Here is a 22,945-nt window from a genome sequence, read left to right on the forward strand (position 1 = left end):
ATCAGCGCGACAGCACGGCGACGAAATGCAGCCCGCGGTCGAACAGCCAGGAGAAGGGGCGCGGATAGAGCGCCAGCCGCGTCGCGAAGGCACTGGTGGCGAGATGGAGCCTGGTCCAGATCGCCGTCCATTCGCGCCGCGAGAGATAATTGTAGGGCAGGCGCACGCCGTGCGCGGCATTGCCCACCCAGTCCATGAAGCGCAGCGTCGGGCCGGCGGCCAGGCCGTTGCGCAGATGGTCCTTGATCACGACGTGCGGCGCGACTCGGGAGATCTCGGCCAGCACTGCGGCGGGATCGTCGGTATGGTGGAGCACGTCGATCACCATCGCGGCATCGAAGCTGTCATCGGGGAACGGGATATGCGCGCCGTCATAGGCATGCACCGGGATCGCCGTGCCGGGGCGGACCAGCACGTCGATCCCCTCGATGCGCACATCCGGCCGCATCTGCATGATCAGCGCCGCCAGATCGCCGCTGCCGCACCCCACGTCGAGCACCCGCGCATCTTGCGGGATCCGCTCGGCGATCGCCGTCGCCAGCCGGCGGATGCGGCGATTGAAGACGAGTTTTCCATGAACGGCGCCGAGCATCGAGCTGATCTCCCTGTGTCCCTCGCTGCCTATCGGGCGACCGCTGAAATTTGGTTAACGAGCCCTTCCGGACCGCAGCGAAATGCGGACCGCGCCGGGCGGGACGTTAACCAAAATTTGGCGCTCCTGCGGGCAGACAGGCGCGATACCCGAAAAGGAATCGTGCGTGCCCGCTGCTGCCCAGGTCCTGACCCCCGCCTCCCATGCCGTTCCGCCGCGCGAAGCCGGGGCGATCGAGCTGTCGATCGTCATGCCCTGCCTCAACGAGGCGGAAACGCTTGCGGTCTGCATCAAGAAGGCGCGCGCCTTTCTCGTCGACCACGATATCGCCGGCGAGGTGCTGATCGCCGACAATGGCTCGACCGACGGATCGCAGCAGATCGCCAACGCGCTCGGCGCGCGGATCGTCCATGTTTCGGCGCGCGGCTATGGCGCGGCGCTGATCGGCGGGATCGAAGCGGCGCGCGGCCGCTATGTCGCAATGGGCGACGCCGACGACAGCTATGATTTCGGCGCCCTGATGCCCTTCCTCGCCGCGTTGCGCGACGGCGCCGAGCTGGTGATGGGCAATCGCTTCGAAGGCGGCATCGCGCCCGGCGCCATGCCGGTGCTCCACAAATATCTCGGCAATCCGGTGCTCAGCCTGATCGGCCGCACCTTCTTCAGCACGCCGATCGGCGATTTCCATTGCGGCCTGCGCGCCTTTCGCCGCGACAGCATCCAGCGGCTCGGCCTCAGCGCGCCCGGCATGGAGTTCGCCAGCGAGATGGTGGTCAAGGCCTCGATCGCGCGGCTCGACATCCGCGAGGTGCCGACCACGCTGCAGCCGGACGGACGCAGCCGTCCGCCGCACCTGCGCACCTGGCGCGACGGCTGGCGGCACCTCCGTTTCCTGCTGATCTATGCGCCGAAATGGCTGTTCCTCTATCCGGGCCTGACGCTGGCGTTCGGCGGCCTCGTCGCGCTGCTCGGCCTGGTCCCGGGCGACCTGCATATCGGCGGCGTCGAGTTCGGCATCCACACGATGATCTTCGCGGCGATGGCGGTGCTGATGGGCTCGCAGCTGATCGGCCTGAGCGTGATGGCGCGTCGCTACGGCGCGATCGCCGGGCTATGGCCCGAAAGCGGGCTGATGCGCCGGGTTCGCAACTGGTTCAGCGTCGAGCGCGCCTGCATCCTGGGCGGGCTGATGCTGGCGCTCGGGATCGGCGGCGGCGTCACCGCCACCGCGATCTGGGCGGGACAGGGTTTCGGCGGCATGAACCCGGCGGCACTGATGCGGCTCACCATCCCCTCGCTCGTGCTGGGCTGCACCGGGCTGCAGATGGTGGTGACTGCCTTCTTCATCGGGCTGCTCGACCAGCCGCGGCGCTGATCCGGCAATGCGCGGAGCGCGTGGGGGCTGACATGCGGCCCGGCGCCGCCTAGACAGACCCGATGTCGCGGGGGCGGGCAAAACTGGCAATGTCCCAGGGCATCAGCGCCTGGGTACTCGAAGCCCCAATGGGCTTTGGCGACGCCGGCCTGCACGCGCATCACGCGATCCAGATCACCATCTGCCTGTCCGGCGCGCTGGCCCTGACCTGCTCGGGAGCAACGATCCGTGCGCCGGCCATCGCGGTGGCCGCCGACGCCGGCCACCGGTTAGAGGCACATGGTCTGCTTGCCTTCATCTTCGTCGAGCCCGAGAGCCGCTTCGGCCGTGCGCTGGCACGCGCCCTGTTCGCCGACGCACCGCTGGCCGCACTCGATGCCGCGGCGCTCGCGCCAGCGATCGCCCGCCTGCACGCCACCTTCGATGCACCGCTCGGGCCGGCGGACATTCTCGCGGCGGCACGCGCCGTGGTCGATATGCTGGCAGCTGTCGGCGAGCCGCCCATGCCCGATCCGCGCATCCAGCGGATCATCGCCTATGCCGCCGCGCATCTCGACGCGCCGCTCAGCCTCGACAAGGCCTCGGCCGGCATCCATCTCTCCCCGAGCCGCCTCCGGCACCTGTTCGTCGAGCAGACCGGCCTGGCGTTCAGGACCTATGTCCTGTGGCTGCGCCTGTTTCGCGCGGTGCAGGCCTATTCGGAAGGGCTGTCGCTCACCGAAGCCGCACATGCTGCGGGCTTCGCCGATTCGGCGCATTTCAGCCGCGCCTTCAAGCGCACGTTCGGCCTGCCGGCGAAGACGCTCACCCGATTTTAGCCGTTGCGTTCAATCGGCCGGGTCGCAGCAGGGCTATCCGGCACTCCTCACCCCAAGAGGAGAAAGACGATGATCACGCAGAACCAAGACCCGCGCTGCAAGCCCGGTTGCACCTGCACCGACTGCAAGTGCGGTCCGAACTGCCGCTGCGGCAAGTAACCGGCATGCGCCGGGCCGGCCCCCGCCGGCCCGGCCGCCATGTCAGCCGTCGCGCCGCCCCAGCAGGCGCAGGCGCAGCGCGTTGAGCTTGATGAAGCCCGCCGCGTCGCGCTGATCATATGCGCCCTGATCGTCCTCGAAGGTCACGACCTTCTCGCTGTACAGGCTGTACGGCGACTTGCGGCCGGTCACGATCACGCTGCCCTTGTAGAGCTTGAGGCGGACGGTGCCGGTCACCTTCTCCTGGCTATGGTCGATCGCCGCCTGGAGCATCTCGCGCTCCGGCGCGAACCAGAAGCCGTTGTAGATCAGCTCCGCATAGCGCGGCGCCAGCTCGTCCTTGAGATGGGCGGCGCCGCGATCGAGCGTGATCTGCTCGATGCCGCGGTGCGCGAGATGATAGATGGTGCCGCCCGGCGTCTCGTACATGCCGCGGCTCTTCATCCCGACGAAGCGGTTCTCGACCAGGTCGAGGCGGCCGATGCCATGCTTGCGGCCCAGCTCGTTGAGCGCGGTGAGCAGCGTCGCCGGCGACATCGCCTGGCCGTTCAGCGCCACGCCGTCGCCGCGCTCGAAATCGATGGTGATGACTTCGGGCTGATCCGGCGCATCCTCCGGGTTCACCGTGCGCGAATAGACATAATCGGGCACTTCCTCCCACGGATCCTCGAGCACCTTGCCCTCGCTCGAGGTGTGGAGAAGGTTCGCATCGGTCGAGAAGGGCGATTCGCCGCGCTTGTCCTTGCTCACCGGGATCTGGTGCTTCTCGGCGAACTCGATCAGCCTGGTGCGGCTGGTCAGGTCCCATTCGCGCCAGGGGGCGATCACCTTGATGTCCGGGTTGAGCGCATAATAGCCGAGCTCGAAGCGCACCTGGTCATTGCCCTTGCCGGTGGCGCCGTGGCTCACCGCGTCGGCATTCACCAGCTTGGCGATCTCGATCTGGCGCTTGGCGATCAGCGGGCGCGCGATCGAGGTACCGAGCAGATACAGGCCTTCGTACAAGGCATTCGCGCGCATCATCGGGAAGACGAAGTCCTTGACGAACTCCTCGCGCAGATCGTCGATGAAGATGTGCTCGGGCTTCACGCCGGCCATCTCGGCCTTCTTGCGCGCCGGCTCGAGCTCCTCGCCCTGGCCGAGATCGGCGGTGAAAGTCACCACCTCGCACTGATATTCCTGCTGGAGCCATTTCAGGATCACGCTCGTGTCCAGGCCGCCCGAATAGGCGAGCACGACGCGGTTGATCTTGTCTGACATGGGCGACTCCGGGAATTTCTGGAAAACCGGGGCGCTCTAGGGTCGATGCGCGCCTTCCGCAACCTTTGCCACTGGGGCATGCTCGCCGGCATCGACTCGGGAGGGTGCAATGGCCGAGCTCAAGACCAAGGCGACCGAGGTGAAGGTCGCCGACTTCATCGCCGCGGTGCCGGACGAAGTTCGCCGCGCGGATGCCGAGACGGTCTGCGCGATGATGGCGCGACTGACCGGCGAGGCGCCGAGGATGTGGGGGCCGTCGATCATCGGCTTCGGCCGCTACGCCTATCGCTACGACAGCGGCCGGACCGGCGAGATGTGCCGAATCGGCTTCAGCCCGCGCAAGGCGGAGCTCGTCCTCTACGTGCTCGACGGCAATGCCGATCAGAGCGAGGTCCTGGGCCGGCTGGGCAGGCACCGGACCGGCAAGGGCTGCCTCTACATCAGGCGGCTGGCCGATGTGGACGCGGACGTGCTCGAGGAGATCGTCCGCGCCAGGCTGGCCCGGATGGATGCCGCCTATCCCGCCTGACGCAGCGCCACCTTGTGCGGCTCGCGCAGGGCCCGTTCCTCCTCGAACATATAGTCGCGGGTGAGCGGCAGCGCGTCGCGCGAGCGGGAGAACTGGAGCTGGTAGTTGACCAGCCCGCCATATTGGAAGCTCACATGGCACCCCGCCAGATAGAAGCACCACATGCGATAGAAACGCTCGTCATACAGGCCGACGATCGCGTCGCGCGCCGCCACGGTGCGCTCGTACCAGTGCCGGAGCGTCTCGGCATAATGGAGGCGCAGCACCTCCACATCGGTCATGAAATAACGCAGCCCCTCATAGCCCTTGGCGATCTCGGAGAGCGCCGGGATATAGCCGCCGGGGAAGATGTACTTCAGCGTGAAGGCATCGGTGACGCCGGGGCCGCCGGCGCGGCCGATCGTATGGAGGAGCATCACGCCCTCGGGCGTCAGCAGCTCGCGCACCTTGCGGAAGAAGGTGCGGTAATGCGGCGTGCCGACATGCTCGAACATGCCGACCGACACGATCCGGTCGAACTGGCCGGCGACGTGGCGATAGTCGATCAGCTCGAACTTCACCTTGTCCGCCACGCCGGCATCGGCCGCCCGTTGCCGCGCGACCTTGAGCTGCTCTTCCGACAGCGTGACGCCCAGCACCTCGGCGCCGGTCTTCTGGTGAATGTAGAGCGCCATGCCGCCCCAGCCGCAGCCGATGTCGAGCACCCTCATGCCCGGCTTGAGCGCCAGCTTGGCGACGATGTGCGCCTTCTTGTCGAGCTGGGCCTGATCGAGGCCGAGGCCCGCCTGGCTGAAATAGGCGCAGCTATATTGGCGGTCGGTATCGAGGAAGAGATCGTAGAGCTTGCCCGACAGATCATAGTGATGCGCGACGTTCCGCTTCGAACGCCGCTCCATGTTGATCCGGCCGAGCCGGAACATCACGGCGTCGACCGCCTGCTTCAGCGCACTGGGAAAGAGCACCGAATCATTGTCTTCCCAGCGATTGTTCGACGCGAACAGGATCAGCAGGTCGAGGATCTCACCCTGCTCGACCTGGATGTCGCCGTCCATGAAGGCCTCGGCCGCGCCGAGCGAGGGATCGCGCAGGATCCGGCGGGCCGCGCCCGCTCCGAAACGGATCGTTACCGGCTTGAGTGCGGGATCGGCTTCGCCGAAACTCCGCTTGGTGCCATCCGCGTGGATGACGGTGAGTTGTCCGCGCCTGATTGCGCGTGCGAAAAAACGATCGATCAACGCCATTAAGCCGTCACCACCACCCGATGTAACAGCCCCCCGTAACCACTTTAGGGAAGCACGCGATTTCCGCAATATTTCCGCAGCTGCGAAATCAGATCCCGGCATACCATTCATAGCCGGCGACATCCTCCCAGAAGCCGCCCCGGCCGCGGCCGATCCCGGCCAGGCTCGCCACCGCTTCGATCCGCATCACATATTTCGCGTGCTTGTATCCCAGCTGGCGCTCGACCCTGAGGCGCAGCGGCGCGCCGTGCCCGATGCCGAGCGGCGCGTCGTTCATCGACCAGGCAAGGATCGTCTGGGGGTGAAAGGCGTCCACCAGGTCGATCGATTCATAATAGGGGATCCGGCGCTGGCCGAACACGTCGGCGCAGTGGAACACGATGTAGCGCGCGCCGTCGCGCAGGCCGGCGAGCTGGAGGACGGTCTCCAGGCGCGGTCCCTGCCACTTGCCGATCGCGCTCCAGCCCTCGACGCAATCGTGCCGGGTGATCTGCGCGCGCTGGGGCAGCGAACCCAGCTGGGCAAGGCTGAGCGAGAGCGGCTGCCGCACCATCCCGCCCACTTGCAGCCGCCAGTCGGCGAAGCGGTTGGCGGCGAGTGCGTTATACTCGGGCGTATCGGGATTGGCGGTGCCGTTGGTCCGGAAGCGGGGGCTGCGCTGCTCCGGGCGGAACTCGCGGGCCAGCGCGGCGCGGCCGTTGATCGATCGCTGGAGATAGCGGTGCGCATCCTCGGCGCTCAGCAGCACCGGGCTCCCGCTCCAGGCATCACAGCCGGCGAGCAGAGTCGCGCCGCCGGTGACGATCAGGCCGCGCCGCGTGATCATTCCGCCGGCTCCGCTTCGGGCGATTTCCACCAGCCGGTGATCATCGAGCGGACCTCGTTCACCGGGCCGGCGAGAATCACCAGGGTGAGATGCACCACGACGAAGCCGGTCAGCAGCGCCATCGCGATGAAATGGAGCGAGCGCGCCGATTGCCTTCCGCCGAACAGGTCCGCGAGCCAGGGCCACATCCCCGGCGCCAGTGCCAGGCCGGTGAAGATCAGCAGCGGCAGCAGCACGAACAGGACCAGGGCATAGCTCGCCTTCTGGAAGAGATTGTACGCGCGGGGATCCCGCGGATCGTGGAAGCGCATCTCCCAATGCGCCCGGAGATCCTCGGCGACGTGCGCGGCGGTGAGCTCGTCGCGACGGAAGCGCAGGTCGCGCTGGAGGTGCCGGTTGGCCAGGCTCCAGAGCAGATAGAGCAGCAGCGAGAAGGCCAGCACCAGCGCGAAGAACAGATGCCAGTGCCGGGCGCCGGCCAGGTCATAGGTGGACGGCAGGGTCAGCCAGCCCGGCCAGCGCGGCAGGCTGAGCCAGGCATGGTCGAAATTCGCGCCGTAATTGCCCCAGTAGAGCCGCGGATGCGCATTGAAGATCATCAGCCCGCTCGGGATCATCACCAGCACGGCAAGCGCATTGACCCAATGCCAGATGCGCGTGACCAGCCGGTGGCGATAGACCTGCATGGCCCTATCCTAGCCGATTATCCATAGGCGCGCACGAAGAAGACGAGGGTGGTTCCGCCGGTGACGAACAGCGTCCAGGCGCGCACCAGCCGGTGCGAGAGCCGCTTGCCGATCCGCGCGCCCAGCCAGCCGCCCAGTATGCCGCCGGCGAGCATCGGCAGGCATGCCCACCAGCGCACCATGCCGATCGCGACGAAGATGAGCGCCGCTGCGAAATTGGCGACCGCGAGCATCAGCGTGCGGATCGAGAAGAGCGAGCGCGGGTCCGCGCCGGCGAGCAGGCCGTAGACCGCCGTGGTGATCAGCCCCACTCCGCCGCCGAAATAACCGCCATAGACGCCCAGCAGACTCTGCGCGGCGACGAGCGTGCGCCGCCCGATGGTCACGCGCGCATGCAGCCAGTCCGAGGCGCGGCGGCCGAACGCCATCACCACGAAGGCGAAGAGCAGCAACCAGGGAATGATCATGTCGAATGCCCGGGTCGGGGTGAGCACGAGCAGCATGCTGCCGACCAGCCCGCCGGCGAAGGTGATCCCGGCGAGCGTCCGCACCGACAGGCCGCCCACCGGCGCCAGCTCGTCGCGATACTCCCAGGCGCTCGCGCCCGCGCCCGGCAGCAGGGCGACGTTGGACGTGGCATTGGCGATGTTCGAAGGCAGGCCGAGGGCGATCAGCGCGGGCAGTGTCGCGAAAGTCCCGCCCCCCGCCAGCGCATTCATCGCGCCTCCCAGCATGCCGGCAGCGGCGGGCAACAGGATCGAGGCAGGATCGAACGGCAAGAGCTTCCCCGGCACAGGCCGCGCCCAGATGCAGCATATGGGCGCAAAAAGCGACTCGCCTCGTCATGCGCCGCGATGCCTGCCCGAGCTGATGACGGCGATCGGCGACACGGGCCGCCTCCGTCTGTCCGCCATCGTGGCACAGATTCCGCCGGGCGTGGCGATCCCGCCCGGCTATCGAGCCTTACCCCAGCGCCGCCTGCTTCTCGTCGGCCAGCCGGTCGAGCTCGGCGCGGCTCTTCTTCTCGGCGGCGGTCTTGAGCTGGCCGCAGGCGGCATCGATGTCGCGGCCGCGCGGCGTGCGCACCGGGGCAGAGATGCCCGCCTCGAACACGATGTTCGAGAAGGCGCGGATCCGCTCCGGAGTCGAGCATTCGTACGGCGCGCCCGGCCAGGGATTGAACGGAATCAGGTTCACCTTGGCCGGCAGCTTGTACTTCTTGAGCAGGCGGACCAGCTCGCGGGCATCGGCGTCGCTGTCGTTCTTGTCCTTCAGCATCACATATTCGAAGGTGATGCGCCGGGCATTGTTGGCGCCCGGATAATCGGCACAGGCCTGGAGCAACTCCTCGATCCCGTATTTCCGGTTGAGCGGTACGATCTCGTCGCGCACTTCCTTGGTGATCGCATGGAGCGACACCGCCAGGTTGACGCCGATCTCTTCGCCCGCGCGCGCCATCATCGGCACCACGCCCGAGGTCGACAGCGTGATGCGCCGCTTGGAGAGCGCGAGCCCGTCGCCGTCCATCACGATCGCCAGCCCGTCGCGGACATTGTCGAAATTGTAGAGCGGCTCGCCCATGCCCATCATCACGATGTTGGTGAGCATGCGCCCCTCGGGCTGGCTCGGCCACTCGCCCAGGGCATCGCGCGCCAGCATCACCTGGCTGACGATCTCGCCCGCGGTCAGGTTGCGCACCAGCCGCATCGTGCCGGTGTGGCAGAAGCGGCAATTGAGCGTGCAGCCCACCTGACTGGAGACGCAGAGCGTGCCGCGGTCCGCATCGGGGATGAAGACCATCTCGTAATCCTGGCCATCCGCCGAGCGCAGCAGCCATTTGCGGGTGCCGTCGGTGGAGACCTGCGCTTCCACCACTTCCGGGCGGCCGATCACGAAGCGCTCGGCGAGCCAGGGATGCTGCGCCTTGGCGATGTCGGTCATCGCCGCGAAGTCGGTCGCGCCGCGATTGTAGATCCAGTGCCAGATCTGCTTGGCGCGCAGCTTGGCCTGTTTCGGCTCCAGCCCGGCATCGGCCAGCACCGCGCGCATCTGGTCGCGGGTGAGGCCGATCAGGTCGACACGGCCGTCCTCGCGCGCCACCGCGGGACGGGGCACGGGCACGGGATCGATGTGCCCGGGAATGGGCATAGGATCGATGTGCCCGCGCACGGGCGGGGGGGCGGCCGAGACTGTCTGCATGGCCGCGCACATAGTCGATCCTGCGCGATTATTCCAGTGACCCGAGTGCCTTGAGACTGGCCCGCAGCGATTCGACCAGCTCGGTGCGCGGTTCCTCGCCCAGAAAGGCCACCAGCTCGCGATTGTCGAGCCGCACCGGATGGTCCCAGAAGGGGCGCATCTCGATCAGCTCGCGCAGGGTCGGGTTGAACGGCGCGGCGAGCGGCAGCAGCGCCCAGGGCAGGCGGGCCTGCTTCGCCCCGCGCCCCGCCGCCGCCGCGATCGCCGCCGGGAAGGCGCTGCCGTCCGGGTCCCAGTGACCGGCGAAATGAAAGCGGGCGAAGCGTGGCAGTTCCTCCTCGCGATCGAGCAGCCGGGCGAAGGCCTCGCCCACATCGGGGAGATAGGCCCAGGCATGCCCCACCCCGCGCCGCCCCGGATTGGTCACGCGCGTCACCGGCTTGCCCGGCGCGATCATGCCCTGGGAAAGCCAGCTGTTTCCGGGCCTCGGGCCGTAATAGTCGCCGGCCCGCAGGATCAGCGCCCGCACCCCCGACTCGGCCAGCCGCGCCTCCATCGCCTTGCGGATCGCGCCCTTCCGCGTGCCCGGCTCCTGCGGCGAATCGGGCCGGGCGACCGGGGTTCCGGCGGGGTCGTAATTATAGATCGTGCCGGGCAGCGCGAGACGGGCATCATTGGCCCAGGCCGCCTCGATGCTGTTCTCGAGCATCGGCAGCACCCGCTTGTCCCAGTCGCGATAGCCTGGCGGGTTCACCGCATGGACCAGCGCCGCCACCCCCTCGGCCGCGGCCAGCACGTCGCCGCGCACCATGGCGTCGCCCTCGCGCCACTCGATCCGGGAGTCGAGGCCGGGGCGAAGCTGGCGGACCAGCCCGCGCACCCGCCAGCCCCTGGCCAGCAGCGCCCGCGCCGTCTCTCCGCCCACGCCGCCCGTCGCCCCGAGCACCAATGCGATCCTGTCCATTCCAGCCTCCGTTGCTATCGATGTTCACGGGATTGGACGAGCTGGGGCTAGAAGAAAATTGCATAACATTTTCATTCCGTATATAGAAATTTGATGAACCCCATCGACTGGGAGCAGCAGCGCGCCTTCCTGGCGGTGCTCGAGACCGGCAGCCTGTCGGGCGCGGCGCGGCGGCTGAACCTTGCGCAACCGACGGTCCGGACACGGATCGAAGCGCTGGAGGCGGCGCTGAGCACGCCGCTGTTCACCCGCTCCCCGGGCGGCCTCACGCCCACCGAGCGGGGACTGGCGCTGCACGAGCATGCCCGCGCCATGGCACTCGCTTCGGACGCCTTTGTTCGCACTGCCTCCGCCGCGCCCGACGAAGTGGCCGGCACGGTGCGCGTCACCGCCAGCGAAGTGATTGCGGTGGAGGCGCTGCCGCCGATCCTCGCCATGCTGGCGCGCCAATATCCGCGTCTGGTCATCGAACTCAGCCCGAGCAACCGCAACGAGGACGTGCTGCGCCGCGAAGCGGACGTGGCGGTGCGCATGGTGCCGCCGCGGCAGGAGGCGCTCGTCGCCCGGCGCATCGGCGCGGTCCCGCTCGGCGTGCATGCCCATCCGGACTATCTCGCCGGCCGGCCCTTCCCCACTCGCTATGCCGAGCTTGCCGGCCACCGGCTGATCGGCCCCGAGCGCGATTCGCCGATGCTGCGCGCGGTGCAGGCGGCGGGCTTCCCGGTGAACATCGGCGAACTGGGGTTCCGCAGCGACAGCGACCATGCCCAGCTCGCCGCGATCCGTGCCGGGCTGGGCATCGGCATCTGCCAGGTGCCGATCGGCCGGCGCGAGGGGCTGGTCAGGCTGCTGCCCGACTTCCAGCTCGACCTCGAAACCTGGGTGGTGTGCCATGAGGACCTGCGCGGGCTGGCGCGCGTGCGCACCGTGTTCGACGCACTCGTCACCGGCCTTGGGGCCTATCTCGGTTAACCCCGCTTAGGCCACGCCGCGCCGCGCTTCGCTTGTCCCGTTGCATCCCCGTCACCCAAGCTTGCGTTCGAAGCATGAGTTTGTTTGCGTTTGGAGTGCAGTAATGAAGCTTATCGGTACGATTCTGGCTGGCGCGACGCTGGCCCTCGCCCCCGCCGCGCTGGCCCAGACGGCGCCGGCCCCGGCACCCCAGCCGGCTCCGCAGGCCCAGGCCCCCGCCAGCGCCGCCACGGTGACCGAAGCCGAAGTCGGGCAGTTCGCCACCGCGGCGCTCGAGATCGACAAGATCCGCAAGGACACCGCCACGCCCGAGGCCGAGAAGGGCACCAAGATGGCCGCCGCCGCCACCGCCGCGGGGCTGACTGCCGAGCGCTTCAACGCGATCGGCCAGGCGATGCAGGCCGACACGGCGCTCAACCAGCGCATCCAGGCGGCGGCTTCCGCCAAGCTGGCCGCAGCGGGCGGCGCGCCCGCGGCGAAGCAGCCGTAAAGCCGGACCGTTCGGGCAAGGCGAAAGGGGCCGGGATATTCAATCCCGGCCCCTTTTTTGCTGGAGTGACGCGGGCCGGGAAGCTTTCCATTTCCGTCGTCGCCACGGACTATTTCCGTCATCCCCGCGCAGGCGGGGATCCAGAGCCACGAACCGGGCGCGCGCGGCTCGCTTCCACATGTCCGGCATCGGAACGCTCGATTGCGTCGATTGTCCCGAACCACCCTGGATCCCCGCCTGCGCGGGGATGACGGGGGGAGTGGGGATGACGGGGGAAGCCGCGATGGCGGAGGGAACCGGGATGACCGTCCGAGGAGAGCAGCCGGCCATCGAGACCGACATGCCCGCTACTTCTCTACCGCCCCGCACAGCCCAGCGCGGCCGCGTCGATCGCAGTCGCCGCGCCGCGCAACGCATAGCTGTCGGCGAAGGGCGCGCCGTTCGCGCCCATCGTCTCCACGCTCATGCTCCGTCCCGCGCGCATCGCCGCGACGATCGCGGCATCGGTGCGCGGATCGGGCGCCCAGGCATCGGCATCCCCCGCCTGCAACTCGAAGCGGCGCTCGCCGATCGACAGCGTCACGCGTGCGTCGGCCGCGCGCGCGCGGCTCAATCTTATGTGCAGCTGGTTGCGCACTCCGTCGCGCGGCCAGGTTGCCACGCTGGCAAAGGGCTTCGCATCCCGATGCTTCTCCACCGGCTGGGCAATGGCGAAGCAGCGCAGCGGCGAGGGATCGCGGAACGCGCCCCAGCCGTCGAAAATGCCGAGCGGCACCCGCGCCTGGAGCAGCAGCAGGAGCGCCAGCATGCTCATGCCGGCGCCGCGCCGCGCCCGGCGCCGACATGCACCACCGTCTCGATCCCGCGCTCGATCCGCACGACCGAGCCCTGGGGCAGATCGGGCGCCACCGGTGCGCCGAACCGCGGCTGCACGGGCAGCCCGGTCATCACGCCGCGCAGGATGCGGCTCGACATGCCGTGCATGATCACCAGCCGGTCGCCCGGGTCGTCGTCGGTGTCGGCGAGCCAGGACGCGACGCGCACCGCGATGCCGTCATACCATTCGCCGCCCGGCGGCGGACGCGTGTAGAGCCCATGCTCCAGGTCAAGAAAGCCCGGCACCTCGGCCATCAGATCGGCATAATAGCGCCCGCTCCATTCGCCCATGCCGATCTCGACCAGGCGGTCGTCGCGATGCGCCTGGTGCCAGTCGAGCTCGAGATGCTCGGCAATGATCGCCAGCGTCTGCAGCGCCCGCCCGGCGCTCGACGACCAGAGCGTGAGCTTTGGCCGGGCCCCCAATATCTCCCGTAGCGCCGCGCCCATCGCATCGGCCTGGGCGAAGCCGGCCCGGGTCAGCGGCGTGTGCGGATGATCGCCCTGCATGCGCCGGGCAAGGTTGAACACGGTCTCGCCGTGGCGGGCGATGAAATCGCGGCCTTTGCGCTGGTTGGTCATCGGCCCCGCACAAGCCTTGGCGGCAAGAGAAAGGCAAGTGCCCAAATTGCGCCCCCTTTCGTTCAGCCAGCGATAAGGTGCGCTATTCCAATAGAACACCAGCCCGTTCGCGGGCAGAACGATAAGAGGGAGTGACCATTGCGGCGAAGTCGTCGCCGCAAAGGGCCAGGTGCGGCCGGCGATTTCAACTGTTGCCGATAAGCCACGCTTTTTTCTGTTTATCGGGGGTTCATGAAACGGCGTCCCTCGCGCCGGGTTGATCTCCCCGCCCGCGCTAAGCAGCGCGGGTGCGTACCCAAGGAGTTCAGTTATGCGTACCAAGTTCATTGCCGCCGCCGCAGCGCTTCTCGCCGGCTCGGCCTTCGCCGCTCCCGCCTTCGCGCAGAGCACCGATGCAAGCTTCACCGGCCCGCGCGCCGAAGCGATCGTCGGCTGGGATCATGTGAAGCCCTCGGGCAGCGGCGTGAAGGGCGCCGACGGCGTGCTCTATGGCGGCCAGATCGGTTATGACTTCCAGGCCGGCAACGCCGTGATCGGCGTGGAAGGCGAAGCCACCGGCTCCACCGCCAAGCGCAGCGACACCAGCGTGCTCGTCGCCGGCGACCGTGCCCGCATCAGCACCGGCCGCGACCTCTATGTCGGCGCGCGCGTCGGCTTCACCGTGGGCGGCAACGCGCTGATCTACGCCAAGGGCGGCTACACCAACGCCAAGTTCGACAGCCGTTACGTGTCGGGCACGACCAACATCCGCACCTCGGACAATGCCGATGGCTGGCGTCTGGGCGCGGGTGCCGAAGTGAAGCTTACCGACAAGGTCTATGTGAAGGGCGAGTATCGCTACTCGAAGTATAATGACGACAATGCCGGCATCGATGCCAAGCGCCACCAGGTGCTCGCCGGCGTCGGCGTGCGCTTCTAAGATCGCCTCCCAGGCGATCCGCCACCGATTTAAGGTGTGAACTATAGGGCCGGGGCGCTTGCTCCGGCCCTTTTTGCCGTTAAGGGTAAAGCTCGGAAAAGTCCCGGTACCGGGTTAGATTCGGGCGATACATGCCCCGGGGGTTCTTGATGAAGGCGACGATCGAACGCGCAACTCTGTTGAGGGGCCTCAGCCACGTCCAGTCCGTGGTCGAGCGGCGCAACACGATCCCCATCCTGTCCAACGTGCTGATCGAAGCGCAATCGGGCGGCGCGCTGCGGCTGATGGCGACCGACCTCGACCTGCAGATCGACGAGACGATCGCGGCGGCGGTGGACCAGCCGGGCGCGATCACCGTGCCGGCGCACACGCTGTTCGACATTGTCCGCAAGCTGCCCGAAGGCGCGCAGGTGGAGCTGTCGGCGGCCGAGGGGCGGATCACCGTCAATGCCGGCCGCGCGCGCTTCACGCTGTCGACGCTGCCGCGCGACGATTTCCCGATGATCGCCGAGGGCGAGCTGCCGACGGTCTTCGAGCTGCCGGCCGAGACGCTCAAGCAGATCATCGACAAGACGCGCTTCGCGATCTCGACCGAAGAGACGCGCTATTATCTCAACGGCATCTATCTGCACGTCGTCGACGAGGCGACGCCGGTGCTGCGCGCCGCCGCGACCGACGGCCATCGCCTCGCCCGCGTCACCGTGGCGCGCCCGGACGGCGCCGATTCGATGCCGGGCGTGATCATCCCGCGCAAATGCGTGGGCGAACTGCGCAAGCTGCTCGAGGAAGTGGACGGATCGATCGGCGTGTCGCTCTCTGCCTCGAAGATCCGCTTCGACCTGGGCCAGGCGATCCTCACTTCCAAGCTGATCGACGGCACCTTCCCCGATTACACCCGCGTCATCCCGACTGCGAACGACAAGCTGCTCAAGCTCGATCCGAAGAGCTTCATGGAGGGCGTCGACCGCGTCTCGACCATCGCGACCGAGAAGACGCGCGCGGTGAAGATGGCGCTGGAGCGCGACAAGGTGATCCTGTCGGTCACCAGCCCCGAAAATGGCGCGGCGGCCGAGGAAGTGCCGGGCGACTATGCCGCCCAGGGCTTCGAGATCGGCTTCAACAGCCGCTATCTGATGGACATCCTCAACCAGATCGAAGGCGATTCGGTGGAAGTCCATCTGGCCGACGCCGCGGCGCCGACGCTGATCCGCGAGAACGACAAGTCGCCGGCACTCTACGTGCTGATGCCGATGCGCGTCTGATCGCACAGCGGATCCGGACGGAAAAAGCCGGTGCGGGGCCGTCCCGCACCGGCTTTTTCGTTTCAGGCGCTTCGGATCAGGCGAACATGCCCCGGCGCAGCGCCACGACGATCGACACGACCAGATAGACTGCCCCCGAGATCGTCATCAGCGTCCACAGGCTGACACTGGCGACGAGGCCGAGCCTGGCAAGCGCGGCCCAGCCGAACAGGCCGAACTGAAGCAGCCAGAAGCTGGCGATCGACGCCTCGGCAAGTGCGGCGCGATTGAGCTCGTCACTGCCGCGCCGGATCCGGGCGCTCAGCCAGGTCTGGAGCGCGAGCAGCGCCGCGATACCGGCCGCGACCGGGATCGCCGCGTCGCCGGTGAACCCGAAACGGACGGCGAGCGGCGGCGCAAGCAGCAGCGCGGCGCCCAGGAGCAGGGCCACGCCGTTCATGCGCAGATAGCGGAGCACGCCGGCGTCGAGCGGGTCGCCCTCCTGGTAGTTCTCGGCCATGCGGCGATAGAGCGTGCGGCTCGACGCGGCGATCAGGGCGAAAAGGCCGAGGGACAGCAGCAGGACGGCGAGCGTGGTGGAGGCCATGTCCGCGACCGGCATCTCCGCCAGCCAGGCGATCAGGCCGCTCCGCCCGGCGGCAAGGGCGATGGCGAAGCCGACCACGGCACCATATGCGGCGTGGACCAGCCGGCGGCGAAGCCTGGGATCAGCCATGGGGGAGCTCGGGCGCGGTCCAGTCGTCGAGGAAGATGGCATCGATGGGCACTCCAAAGATCTTCGAAAGCCGCATCGCCAGCGGCAGGCTCGGGTCGTATTTGTCGGTCTCGACCGCATTGATCGTCTGGCGCGAGACGCCGAGCAGCCCGGCCAGATCACCCTGGCTGAGATTCGCTTCGGCTCGCAGCACGCGCAGTCGGTTCTTCATGCGGCCTGTCCAGAACTCTGTACCATATGACAAGAGTTCTTGTCATCGCGCGCCGCGGCTGTCAAGAACTCTTGTCAGGCCTGCAAAGACAGGCAGGCAGGTTGATTTTCCGATCCGACTCCTATATTGACACTATTGTCAGTAAGGGATTCGCTTCCATGGCCACGCAACCCGCGCCGCAGATCTTCAACCCCGGCATCCCGATGAAGCGGGAATGGGGCACCGCGTTCCGCGCGCTCGGGCGGCTGCTCGCCAATGGCGACGATACCGAGCAGGTCTTCCGCATCATGCGCGCGCTGAACGGCGACGCGACGCAGAAGAGCTATCGCAAGCTGCTGACCATGCCCAATGGCGGGCGCATCGCCTTCCAGCATGTCGAGATGGCCGAGAAGCTTACCGACCGCGCCTGGATCGACGGCTTCGCCGAGGGCACGGTGGGCGCCGCCTATCGCAACTTCCTCGACAGCACCGGCTATTCGGCCGACGGGCTGGTCGCGGTCAGCATGGCCGAGGGCGCGTTCCAGAATGCCGACATCCAGCATCCCTATGCCTGGATGGGACGGCGCGAGCGCGACATCCACGACCTGTGGCACGTGATTACCGGCTATCAGGCCGACGAGCATCTGGGCGAGGCCTGCCTGGTCGCCTTCTCCTATGCGCAGACCGGCGGGCTGGGCTGGGGCTTTATCGGCCTGGGCGCGGCGCTGAAGAGCATCCGCATCACGCGCAGGCTCGATTTCTTCCGCGCGGTGGCCGAAGGCTATCGCCACGGCAAGCGGGCCGAATGGCTGCACGGCGAGGATTACGAGACGCTGCTCGCAGAGCCCCTCGACCAGGTCCGCCGTCGTCTCAACATCGGCGACCCGGTCCGATACCGCGCGGCGCAGGCCAGCCTCGAGGCGGCGGGGCTGAAGGGCATCTGATCCCGGACCGCCCGCTCAGGGCAGGTTCTCGATCTTGCCGGCGCCCGGCCGCATCAGCGCATCCATCGATCCGAAGATCTCCTCGGTCGGAGTGACCGGCGCGGGCAGCACGAAATGCCCGGGGTCGATCTCGGCGCCGTCGACCGAGCGCAGTTCGAGAACGGTCTTGTCGGGCTTGCCCGAATCGATCGGCTGGACACGAAGCGGCGCGCCCTTGGCGAGGATGGCGCGGGCGCTGGCACCGAACTGCGTCGATTCGGGAAGGAAGCCGCCCATGAAATCGAGCGCGACGTCGGCGGCGCGGGCAATCGCCTGCCCGACCGGGGCCAGCTGCGGATCGGGACTCATCACGATCTCGACGTGCTGCTTGCGATTCCTCTCCGTCCCCTCGACCATGCGCAGCAGCCAGACCGAGCCGACACGCCCGGCAACGGCCGCGGATGCCGGGCCCGGCTCGATGCCGAACCGCATCTTCTCCGCCTCGGGCGCCGCGGCCTTGGGCAGCGCAGTCTTGAACAGCGCCGCGACGGCCTGGAACTCGAAGACCTTCGGGCCGGCCTTCTCGTGCACCACGAGATAGTCGGTGCCGTCGCGGCGGATGATCGCGAACTTGCCGGCCAGCTCGACACGGGAATTCCCGCCCTCGTCCACTTCGACGACCAGCTCCTTGCCGTCCACGCCGTAGCGTGCGGTCACGTCGGCCAGCGCGGGCGAGGGCGCGAGCGCGAGCAGCGCGGCCGGGAACAGCTTGGTGCGGAGCATCATATTTCCTTCCCCGAAGGATGCGGGCCGCCCGATCATCGGGCAAGTCCCGTCCGGCGGCAAGCAGGGACGGCGGCGAATCACGGGCAGGTGATCCCCGGCGCACGATCGGCTATCGGCCGGGAATGGCCGTATCCCGCCTCGTCCTCACCGATTTCCGCAACCATGCGGACGCCACGCTCGCCCCCGGCCCCGGTTTCGTGGTGCTGAGCGGGGAGAACGGCGCGGGCAAGACCAATGTGCTCGAGGCATTGTCGCTGCTCGCGCCCGGCCGCGGCCTGCGGCGTGCGCCGCTCGCCGAAATGGCGCGCCAGGGGGGCAGCGGCGGATTCGGCGTCGCCGCGCGACTGGACGAGACGGATATCGGCACGGGCACCCAGGCCAATGCGCCGGAGCGCCGGCTGGTGCGGATCAACGGCGCCGCCGCCGCCGCCACTTCGCTGGCCGAATGGGTGAGCGTATTGTGGCTCACGCCGGCGATGGACCGGCTGTTCGCCGATGGCGCGGGCGAGCGCCGCCGCTTCCTCGACCGGCTGACGCTGGCACTCCTCCCCGGCCATGCGCATCATTCGACACGCTACGAAGCGGCGATGCGCGAGCGCAACCGGCTGCTCGCCGACGATGCCGCGCCCGATCCCGACTGGCTGACCGCGCTGGAGGCGCGCATGGCCGAGCATGGCGGCGCGATCGACGCCGCCCGGCGCGACATGGTCGCGGCGCTCGCCACGCGGCTGGCGGCACAGCCCGAAGGGCCCTTTGCCCGCGCCGGGCTGGCGCTCGAAGGCTGGCAGGGCGATGCCGAGGCGCTGATCCGCGAACTCGCCGCCGGCCGCCGCCGCGACGCTGCCGCCGGGCGCACGCTGGCCGGCCCGCACCGGGCGGACCTGCTCGTCACCCATCTCGGCAAGCACCAGGCGGCGCATCTCTGCTCGACCGGCGAGCAGAAGGCGCTCCTCCTCGGCCTCGTCCTCGCCCATGCCGAACTCGTCGCCGAGCGCACCGGGCGGGCGCCGATCCTGCTGCTCGACGAAGTCGCCGCGCATCTCGATCCCGGCCGCCGCGCCGCGCTGTTCACCCGGCTGGAAGGCCGCGGGCAGGTGTGGATGACCGGCACCGAGCCGGCGCTGTTCGAAGCGGTGCCCGGCGGCGCGACGCGCTACCGCGTCGCCGACGGAGCGGTGCTTACGGAATAGGGCTGGACGGCGGAGCGTTTCCCGCTCACCCTCCTCCGTTCCACGGGGAGGAAGGCATCATGCCCGGCTTGCTCATTCTCGGCGCCGTCACGGCGATGCTCGCGCCGAGCGCGCCCGGCGACAAGCTCCGCGCCTATCCGGCGATGCGCCACGAAGGGGCCGCCTATGCGGTCGCGACCGACACGAAGGACAGGATCGTCACCTGCCTGCCGCTCGACCCCGCCACCGATGCAGCCAGGGCCAGGGCTGCCTGCGCCGCGATCGTCGCCCGGGGCGTGCCGGCGGGAATCACCCCGGCATTGTCCAAGGGCGCGAGCGACACCTGGTTTCCCTCGCGCGACTATCCCGTCGCGTCGATCCCGGCGCACAGTTCGGGCAGCGTGACCGTCCTCTACGAGATCGACGAGCGGGGCACGGCCACTAACTGCATGATCCGGCACAGCAGCGGCATTGAGATGCTCGACTTGGCCGCGTGCGCCGCGATGCTGAAGCGCGCGCGCTTCACCCCGGCCAGCTATCAGGGCAAGCCCGTCCACGCCGCCGCCATCGCCACCTTCGAATATGAGAGCGAATAGCGGAGCTTGGGCCAGTGCCGGCACCTGGAATCGAGCGCCGTCCCTCGCCTGAATTCCACCGTCATCCCCGCCTGCGCGCGGATGACGCGGGAGGGGCCCTGTCATGCGGGGAGGATCGCCGGCGCGCGCCCTATTTTGCTTCCGTTTCGTGACGCCAATTCCTATATGCTGGGCATGGCAACCGACGACACCACACCCGAAAATACCCCGAACCAGAACAGCTACGGCGCAGACTCGATCAAGGTCCTCAAGGGGCTGGACGCGGTGCGCAAACGCCCCGGCATGTATATCGGCGACACCGACGACGGTTCGGGCCTCCACCACATGGTGTTCGAGGTCTCGGACAACGCGATCGACGAGGCGCTGGCCGGCCATTGCGACAAGATCATCATCCAGCTGAATCCGGACGGCTCGGTCTCCGTCGAGGACAATGGCCGCGGCATCCCGACCGGCATCCACTCCGAGGAAGGCGTATCGGCGGCCGAGGTCATCATGACCCAGCTCCATGCCGGCGGCAAGTTCGAGAACACCAGCGACGACAATGCCTATAAGGTCTCGGGCGGCCTGCACGGCGTCGGCGTCTCGGTGGTGAACGCGCTTTCCGAGTGGCTCGACCTCAACATCTGGCGCGACGGCGAGGAACATTACATGCGCTTCGCCTATGGCGACGCGACTGCGCCGCTCAGGGTGATCGGCAAGGCGCCCGAGGGCAAGAAGGGCACGCGCGTGACTTTCCTCGCCTCGACCGAGAAGACCCCGGGCGACGGCGGCACCTTCAAGAACCAGATCGAATACGACTTCGACAAGCTCGAGCATCGCTATCGCGAGCTGGCATTCCTCAATTCGGGCGTGCGCCTGTTCCTCCGCGACGCGCGGCATGAGGAAGTGAAGGAAGTCGAGCTCTATTACGAGGGCGGCATCGCGGCCTTCGTGAAGTGGCTCGATCGCAACAAGCAGCCGCTGATGCCCGATCCCGTCGCGATCGCCGGCACCCGCGACGACGTGACCATCGACGTCGCGCTGGAGTGGAACGACAGCTATTACGAGAACGTCCTGTGCTTCACCAACAACATCCCGCAGCGTGACGGCGGCACCCATCTGGCGGCGTTCCGCGCGGCGCTGACCCGGACCATCAACAACTATGCCGACAAGAGCGGCATGTTGAAGAAGGAGAAAGTGACGCTCACCGGCGACGACATGCGCGAGGGGCTCACCGCGATCGTCTCGGTCAAGCTGCCGGATCCGAAGTTCAGCTCGCAGACCAAGGACAAGCTGGTCTCTTCCGAAGTGCGCCAGCCGCTCGAGAGCCTGATGGCCGACAAGCTGGCCGAATATCTGGAGGAAAACCCCGCCAACGCCCGGATGATCATCCAGAAGGTGATCGACGCGGCGGCGGCACGCGAGGCCGCCAAGAAGGCGCGCGAGCTGACTCGGCGCAAGGGCGTGATGGACATCGCCTCCCTCCCCGGCAAGCTCGCCGACTGCCAGGAGCGCGATCCCGCCAAGTCCGAGCTGTTCCTGGTCGAGGGCGATTCGGCCGGCGGCTCGGCCAAGCAGGGCCGCGACCGGCATTTCCAGGCGATCCTGCCGCTACGTGGCAAGATCCTGAACGTCGAGCGCGCCCGCTTCGACCGGATGCTTTCCAGCCGCGAGATCGGCACGCTGATCCAGGCGATGGGCACCGGCATCGGCCGCGACGACTTCAACCTGGAGAAGCTGCGCTACCACAAGATCGTCATCATGACCGACGCGGACGTGGACGGCGCGCACATCCGCACGCTGCTGCTAACCTTCTTCTACCGGCAGATGCCCGAGATCATCCAGGCCGGCCACCTCTACATCGCCCAGCCGCCGCTCTACAAGGCGACGAAGGGCCGTTCCGAAGTCTATCTCAAGGACGATGCCGCGCTCGACCAGTATCTGGTCGAGGCCGGCGTGGGCGCCACCCGGCTGGAGACCAACGAGGGCCCGATCTTCGGCGATGAGCTGATCAGGCTGGTGGATCATGCCCGGCGCATGCGCACCCTGATGCGCTATGTTCCGCGCCGCTACGCGCCCGACATCGTCGAGGCGCTGGCGCTGGCCGGCGCCTTCGATCCGGAAGCGAGCCGCGAGCAGCGCGCCGAGCGGCTGGGCGCGGTTACCCGCCGGCTCGACCAGACCGACGAGGATGCCCGCTGGTCGGCCCGCGTCACCGAGGATGGCGGCTTCCATTTCGAGCGGCTGTGGCGCGGCGTGACCGACCACCACATCATCGAGGCGGCGTTCCTGACCTCGGCCGAGGGCCGCAAGCTCCACGCGCTCGCCGCCGAGCAGGCGCAAAGCTATGCGGCGCTCGCCAAGCTGGTGCCGGCCAAGACCGCTGCGACCGAGGAGGCTGCTCCGGCCGCCGAGGATGGCGAGGAGCTGGTCGCGGCGGCCAAGGGCGAGACCCTGGTCGCGCGCCCGAGCGAGCTGCTCGACGCGGTGCTGGCCTCGGGCCGCAAGGGCCTGTCGATCCAGCGCTACAAGGGCCTTGGCGAGATGAATGCCGAGCAGCTCTGGGAGACCACGCTCGATCCCGCCAACCGCTCGATGCTCGTCGTCCAGGTCGACCAGGCCGATGTCGCGGACGAGATCTTCACCCGCCTGATGGGCGATGTGGTCGAGCCGCGCCGCGAGTTCATCCAGGAGAATGCGCTGAGCGTCGCCAATCTCGACGTCTAGAGGGGCCATCTGGAATAGACTGATCGGCTGTTTCCGGAAGCGATTGGCCGTTCCGGACAGCGTCTTTTCGGGCCTTTCCAGAAGAGACAGGCCATCTGATCGATGGAAAC

Annotated in this window: 24 protein-coding genes; 11 read left to right on the forward strand and 13 right to left on the reverse strand. The window is 68.0% G+C overall.

Features of this window, described 5'->3' with window-relative positions; translation table 11 throughout:
- Position 1 precedes the first annotated feature (1 nt).
- Positions 2-592 carry a class I SAM-dependent methyltransferase gene (locus FFS08_RS05380; protein ID WP_137862585.1) on the reverse strand — a complete coding sequence of 197 codons (591 nt, stop codon included), beginning with the start codon at positions 590-592 and terminating at the stop codon, positions 2-4.
- A gap of 166 nt (positions 593-758) precedes the next feature.
- Here FFS08_RS05380 and FFS08_RS05385 point away from each other — a divergent pair, with 166 nt between their 5' ends.
- Both FFS08_RS05385 and FFS08_RS05390 read left to right on the forward strand, forming a co-directional pair.
- Positions 759-1,967 (forward strand): glycosyltransferase family 2 protein, encoded by a 1,209-nt coding sequence (locus FFS08_RS05385; RefSeq protein ID WP_249341073.1) that lies wholly within the window; start codon positions 759-761, stop codon positions 1,965-1,967.
- A gap of 89 nt (positions 1,968-2,056) precedes the next feature.
- Positions 2,057-2,785, forward strand: a complete 729-nt coding sequence (locus tag FFS08_RS05390) for a helix-turn-helix transcriptional regulator (RefSeq protein WP_171012484.1) — start codon at positions 2,057-2,059, stop codon at positions 2,783-2,785.
- A gap of 201 nt (positions 2,786-2,986) precedes the next feature.
- On the opposite strand, the gene FFS08_RS05395 is transcribed toward FFS08_RS05390, so the two are convergent.
- Positions 2,987-4,204, reverse strand: a complete 1,218-nt coding sequence (locus FFS08_RS05395; protein WP_137862583.1) for an argininosuccinate synthase — start codon at positions 4,202-4,204, stop codon at positions 2,987-2,989.
- Between the two features lie 109 nt (positions 4,205-4,313).
- Between FFS08_RS05395 and FFS08_RS05400 the strand changes: the two genes are divergently transcribed.
- Positions 4,314-4,733 carry a DUF1801 domain-containing protein gene (locus FFS08_RS05400; RefSeq protein ID WP_137862582.1) on the forward strand — a complete coding sequence of 140 codons (420 nt, stop codon included), beginning with the start codon at positions 4,314-4,316 and terminating at the stop codon, positions 4,731-4,733.
- Here FFS08_RS05400 and FFS08_RS05405 read toward each other — a convergent pair.
- The 6 genes from FFS08_RS05405 to FFS08_RS05430 form a co-directional block, all read right to left on the reverse strand.
- The gene (locus FFS08_RS05405) at positions 4,721-5,974 is read right to left on the reverse strand and encodes an SAM-dependent methyltransferase (protein WP_137862581.1); all 1,254 of its coding nucleotides are present in this window, start codon (positions 5,972-5,974) and stop codon (positions 4,721-4,723) included. The genes FFS08_RS05400 and FFS08_RS05405 overlap by 13 nt on opposite strands.
- Before the next feature lie 88 nt (positions 5,975-6,062).
- A complete protein-coding gene (locus FFS08_RS05410) occupies positions 6,063-6,800 on the reverse strand; it encodes a molybdopterin-dependent oxidoreductase (protein ID WP_137862580.1) in 738 nt (245 codons plus the stop codon).
- Positions 6,797-7,486 (reverse strand): cytochrome b/b6 domain-containing protein, encoded by a 690-nt coding sequence (locus tag FFS08_RS05415; protein WP_137862579.1) that lies wholly within the window; start codon positions 7,484-7,486, stop codon positions 6,797-6,799. Before FFS08_RS05415 ends, FFS08_RS05410 begins: the two co-directional genes overlap by 4 nt.
- 17 nt (positions 7,487-7,503) lie before the next feature.
- Positions 7,504-8,280 carry a sulfite exporter TauE/SafE family protein gene (locus tag FFS08_RS05420; protein WP_249341072.1) on the reverse strand — a complete coding sequence of 259 codons (777 nt, stop codon included), beginning with the start codon at positions 8,278-8,280 and terminating at the stop codon, positions 7,504-7,506.
- Between the two features lie 169 nt (positions 8,281-8,449).
- Positions 8,450-9,634, reverse strand: coding sequence for a dual-specificity RNA methyltransferase RlmN (gene rlmN / locus FFS08_RS05425; protein WP_171012485.1), 1,185 nt, complete (start codon positions 9,632-9,634; stop codon positions 8,450-8,452).
- 79 nt (positions 9,635-9,713) lie between these two features.
- Positions 9,714-10,649, reverse strand: a complete 936-nt coding sequence (locus tag FFS08_RS05430; protein ID WP_137862577.1) for an NAD-dependent epimerase/dehydratase family protein — start codon at positions 10,647-10,649, stop codon at positions 9,714-9,716.
- Between the two features lie 93 nt (positions 10,650-10,742).
- On the opposite strand from FFS08_RS05430, the gene FFS08_RS05435 reads away from it, so the two are divergent.
- Both FFS08_RS05435 and FFS08_RS05440 read left to right on the forward strand, forming a co-directional pair.
- Positions 10,743-11,621 carry a LysR family transcriptional regulator gene (locus FFS08_RS05435; RefSeq protein ID WP_137862576.1) on the forward strand — a complete coding sequence of 293 codons (879 nt, stop codon included), beginning with the start codon at positions 10,743-10,745 and terminating at the stop codon, positions 11,619-11,621.
- Positions 11,622-11,724: 103 nt separating this feature from the next.
- The gene (locus FFS08_RS05440; protein ID WP_137862575.1) at positions 11,725-12,111 is read left to right on the forward strand and encodes a DUF4168 domain-containing protein; all 387 of its coding nucleotides are present in this window, start codon (positions 11,725-11,727) and stop codon (positions 12,109-12,111) included.
- Between the two features lie 355 nt (positions 12,112-12,466).
- On the opposite strand, the gene FFS08_RS05445 is transcribed toward FFS08_RS05440, so the two are convergent.
- Positions 12,467-12,919 carry an invasion associated locus B family protein gene (locus FFS08_RS05445; protein ID WP_171012489.1) on the reverse strand — a complete coding sequence of 151 codons (453 nt, stop codon included), beginning with the start codon at positions 12,917-12,919 and terminating at the stop codon, positions 12,467-12,469.
- A 2-nt stretch (positions 12,920-12,921) separates the two neighbouring features.
- Positions 12,922-13,569, reverse strand: coding sequence for a histidine phosphatase family protein (locus tag FFS08_RS05450; protein ID WP_137863691.1), 648 nt, complete (start codon positions 13,567-13,569; stop codon positions 12,922-12,924).
- Between the two features lie 310 nt (positions 13,570-13,879).
- On the opposite strand from FFS08_RS05450, the gene FFS08_RS05455 reads away from it, so the two are divergent.
- Positions 13,880-14,488, forward strand: coding sequence for an outer membrane protein (locus FFS08_RS05455; protein WP_137863692.1), 609 nt, complete (start codon positions 13,880-13,882; stop codon positions 14,486-14,488).
- A gap of 149 nt (positions 14,489-14,637) precedes the next feature.
- Positions 14,638-15,750 carry a DNA polymerase III subunit beta gene (gene dnaN, locus FFS08_RS05460; protein WP_137863693.1) on the forward strand — a complete coding sequence of 371 codons (1,113 nt, stop codon included), beginning with the start codon at positions 14,638-14,640 and terminating at the stop codon, positions 15,748-15,750.
- A 76-nt stretch (positions 15,751-15,826) separates the two neighbouring features.
- Here dnaN and FFS08_RS05465 read toward each other — a convergent pair whose 3' ends face one another.
- Both FFS08_RS05465 and FFS08_RS05470 read right to left on the reverse strand, forming a co-directional pair.
- Entirely contained in the window at positions 15,827-16,465 is a 639-nt protein-coding gene (locus tag FFS08_RS05465) for a hypothetical protein (RefSeq protein WP_137863694.1), read from the reverse strand.
- Positions 16,458-16,676, reverse strand: a complete 219-nt coding sequence (locus FFS08_RS05470) for a helix-turn-helix transcriptional regulator (RefSeq protein ID WP_137863695.1) — start codon at positions 16,674-16,676, stop codon at positions 16,458-16,460. The genes FFS08_RS05465 and FFS08_RS05470 overlap by 8 nt, the downstream gene beginning before the upstream one ends.
- Positions 16,677-16,834: 158 nt before the next feature.
- Here FFS08_RS05470 and FFS08_RS05475 point away from each other — a divergent pair, with 158 nt between their 5' ends.
- Positions 16,835-17,599: a Coq4 family protein gene (locus tag FFS08_RS05475; protein ID WP_137863696.1), complete on the forward strand. Its 765-nt coding sequence runs from the start codon at positions 16,835-16,837 to the stop codon at positions 17,597-17,599.
- A 15-nt stretch (positions 17,600-17,614) separates the two neighbouring features.
- Here FFS08_RS05475 and FFS08_RS05480 read toward each other — a convergent pair whose 3' ends face one another.
- Positions 17,615-18,361, reverse strand: coding sequence for a hypothetical protein (locus FFS08_RS05480; RefSeq protein WP_137863697.1), 747 nt, complete (start codon positions 18,359-18,361; stop codon positions 17,615-17,617).
- Positions 18,362-18,486: 125 nt separating this feature from the next.
- Between FFS08_RS05480 and recF the strand changes: the two genes are divergently transcribed.
- The 3 genes from recF to gyrB all read left to right on the forward strand — a co-directional run bounded on the left by recF (position 18,487) and on the right by gyrB (position 22,835).
- A complete protein-coding gene (recF, locus tag FFS08_RS05485) occupies positions 18,487-19,554 on the forward strand; it encodes a DNA replication/repair protein RecF (protein ID WP_137863698.1) in 1,068 nt (355 codons plus the stop codon).
- Positions 19,555-19,613: 59 nt separating this feature from the next.
- Positions 19,614-20,129 (forward strand): energy transducer TonB, encoded by a 516-nt coding sequence (locus FFS08_RS05490; RefSeq protein WP_137863699.1) that lies wholly within the window; start codon positions 19,614-19,616, stop codon positions 20,127-20,129.
- A 174-nt stretch (positions 20,130-20,303) separates the two neighbouring features.
- The gene (gyrB, locus tag FFS08_RS05495; protein WP_502702009.1) at positions 20,304-22,835 is read left to right on the forward strand and encodes a DNA topoisomerase (ATP-hydrolyzing) subunit B; all 2,532 of its coding nucleotides are present in this window, start codon (positions 20,304-20,306) and stop codon (positions 22,833-22,835) included.
- The last annotated feature ends 110 nt before the right edge of the window (positions 22,836-22,945 follow it).

Source organism: Sphingomonas sp. 1F27F7B (assembly GCF_005503355.1).
Lineage (GTDB): Bacteria > Pseudomonadota > Alphaproteobacteria > Sphingomonadales > Sphingomonadaceae > Sphingomonas.

What these genes read in the sequence shown, in the direction of transcription:
- FFS08_RS05440 (WP_137862575.1), top strand. Translation starts at nt 11,725, where the DNA reads ATGAAGCTTATCGGTACGATTCTGGCTGGCGCGACGCTGGCCCTCGCC.
- gyrB (WP_502702009.1), top strand. Translation starts at nt 20,304, where the DNA reads ATGGCAACCGACGACACCACACCCGAAAATACCCCGAACCAGAACAGC.
- rlmN (WP_171012485.1), bottom strand. Translation starts at nt 9,634, where the DNA reads ATGCCCATTCCCGGGCACATCGATCCCGTGCCCGTGCCCCGTCCCGCG.
- dnaN (WP_137863693.1), top strand. Translation starts at nt 14,638, where the DNA reads ATGAAGGCGACGATCGAACGCGCAACTCTGTTGAGGGGCCTCAGCCAC.
- FFS08_RS05405 (WP_137862581.1), bottom strand. Translation starts at nt 5,974, where the DNA reads ATGGCGTTGATCGATCGTTTTTTCGCACGCGCAATCAGGCGCGGACAA.
- recF (WP_137863698.1), top strand. Translation starts at nt 18,487, where the DNA reads ATGGCCGTATCCCGCCTCGTCCTCACCGATTTCCGCAACCATGCGGAC.
- FFS08_RS05465 (WP_137863694.1), bottom strand. Translation starts at nt 16,465, where the DNA reads ATGGCTGATCCCAGGCTTCGCCGCCGGCTGGTCCACGCCGCATATGGT.
- FFS08_RS05400 (WP_137862582.1), top strand. Translation starts at nt 4,314, where the DNA reads ATGGCCGAGCTCAAGACCAAGGCGACCGAGGTGAAGGTCGCCGACTTC.
- FFS08_RS05395 (WP_137862583.1), bottom strand. Translation starts at nt 4,204, where the DNA reads ATGTCAGACAAGATCAACCGCGTCGTGCTCGCCTATTCGGGCGGCCTG.
- FFS08_RS05490 (WP_137863699.1), top strand. Translation starts at nt 19,614, where the DNA reads ATGCCCGGCTTGCTCATTCTCGGCGCCGTCACGGCGATGCTCGCGCCG.
- FFS08_RS05470 (WP_137863695.1), bottom strand. Translation starts at nt 16,676, where the DNA reads ATGAAGAACCGACTGCGCGTGCTGCGAGCCGAAGCGAATCTCAGCCAG.
- FFS08_RS05450 (WP_137863691.1), bottom strand. Translation starts at nt 13,569, where the DNA reads ATGACCAACCAGCGCAAAGGCCGCGATTTCATCGCCCGCCACGGCGAG.
- FFS08_RS05415 (WP_137862579.1), bottom strand. Translation starts at nt 7,486, where the DNA reads ATGCAGGTCTATCGCCACCGGCTGGTCACGCGCATCTGGCATTGGGTC.
- FFS08_RS05445 (WP_171012489.1), bottom strand. Translation starts at nt 12,919, where the DNA reads ATGCTGGCGCTCCTGCTGCTGCTCCAGGCGCGGGTGCCGCTCGGCATT.
- FFS08_RS05475 (WP_137863696.1), top strand. Translation starts at nt 16,835, where the DNA reads ATGGCCACGCAACCCGCGCCGCAGATCTTCAACCCCGGCATCCCGATG.
- FFS08_RS05390 (WP_171012484.1), top strand. Translation starts at nt 2,057, where the DNA reads ATGTCCCAGGGCATCAGCGCCTGGGTACTCGAAGCCCCAATGGGCTTT.
- FFS08_RS05455 (WP_137863692.1), top strand. Translation starts at nt 13,880, where the DNA reads ATGCGTACCAAGTTCATTGCCGCCGCCGCAGCGCTTCTCGCCGGCTCG.
- FFS08_RS05435 (WP_137862576.1), top strand. Translation starts at nt 10,743, where the DNA reads ATGAACCCCATCGACTGGGAGCAGCAGCGCGCCTTCCTGGCGGTGCTC.
- FFS08_RS05480 (WP_137863697.1), bottom strand. Translation starts at nt 18,361, where the DNA reads ATGCTCCGCACCAAGCTGTTCCCGGCCGCGCTGCTCGCGCTCGCGCCC.
- FFS08_RS05430 (WP_137862577.1), bottom strand. Translation starts at nt 10,649, where the DNA reads ATGGACAGGATCGCATTGGTGCTCGGGGCGACGGGCGGCGTGGGCGGA.
- FFS08_RS05410 (WP_137862580.1), bottom strand. Translation starts at nt 6,800, where the DNA reads ATGATCACGCGGCGCGGCCTGATCGTCACCGGCGGCGCGACTCTGCTC.
- FFS08_RS05380 (WP_137862585.1), bottom strand. Translation starts at nt 592, where the DNA reads ATGCTCGGCGCCGTTCATGGAAAACTCGTCTTCAATCGCCGCATCCGC.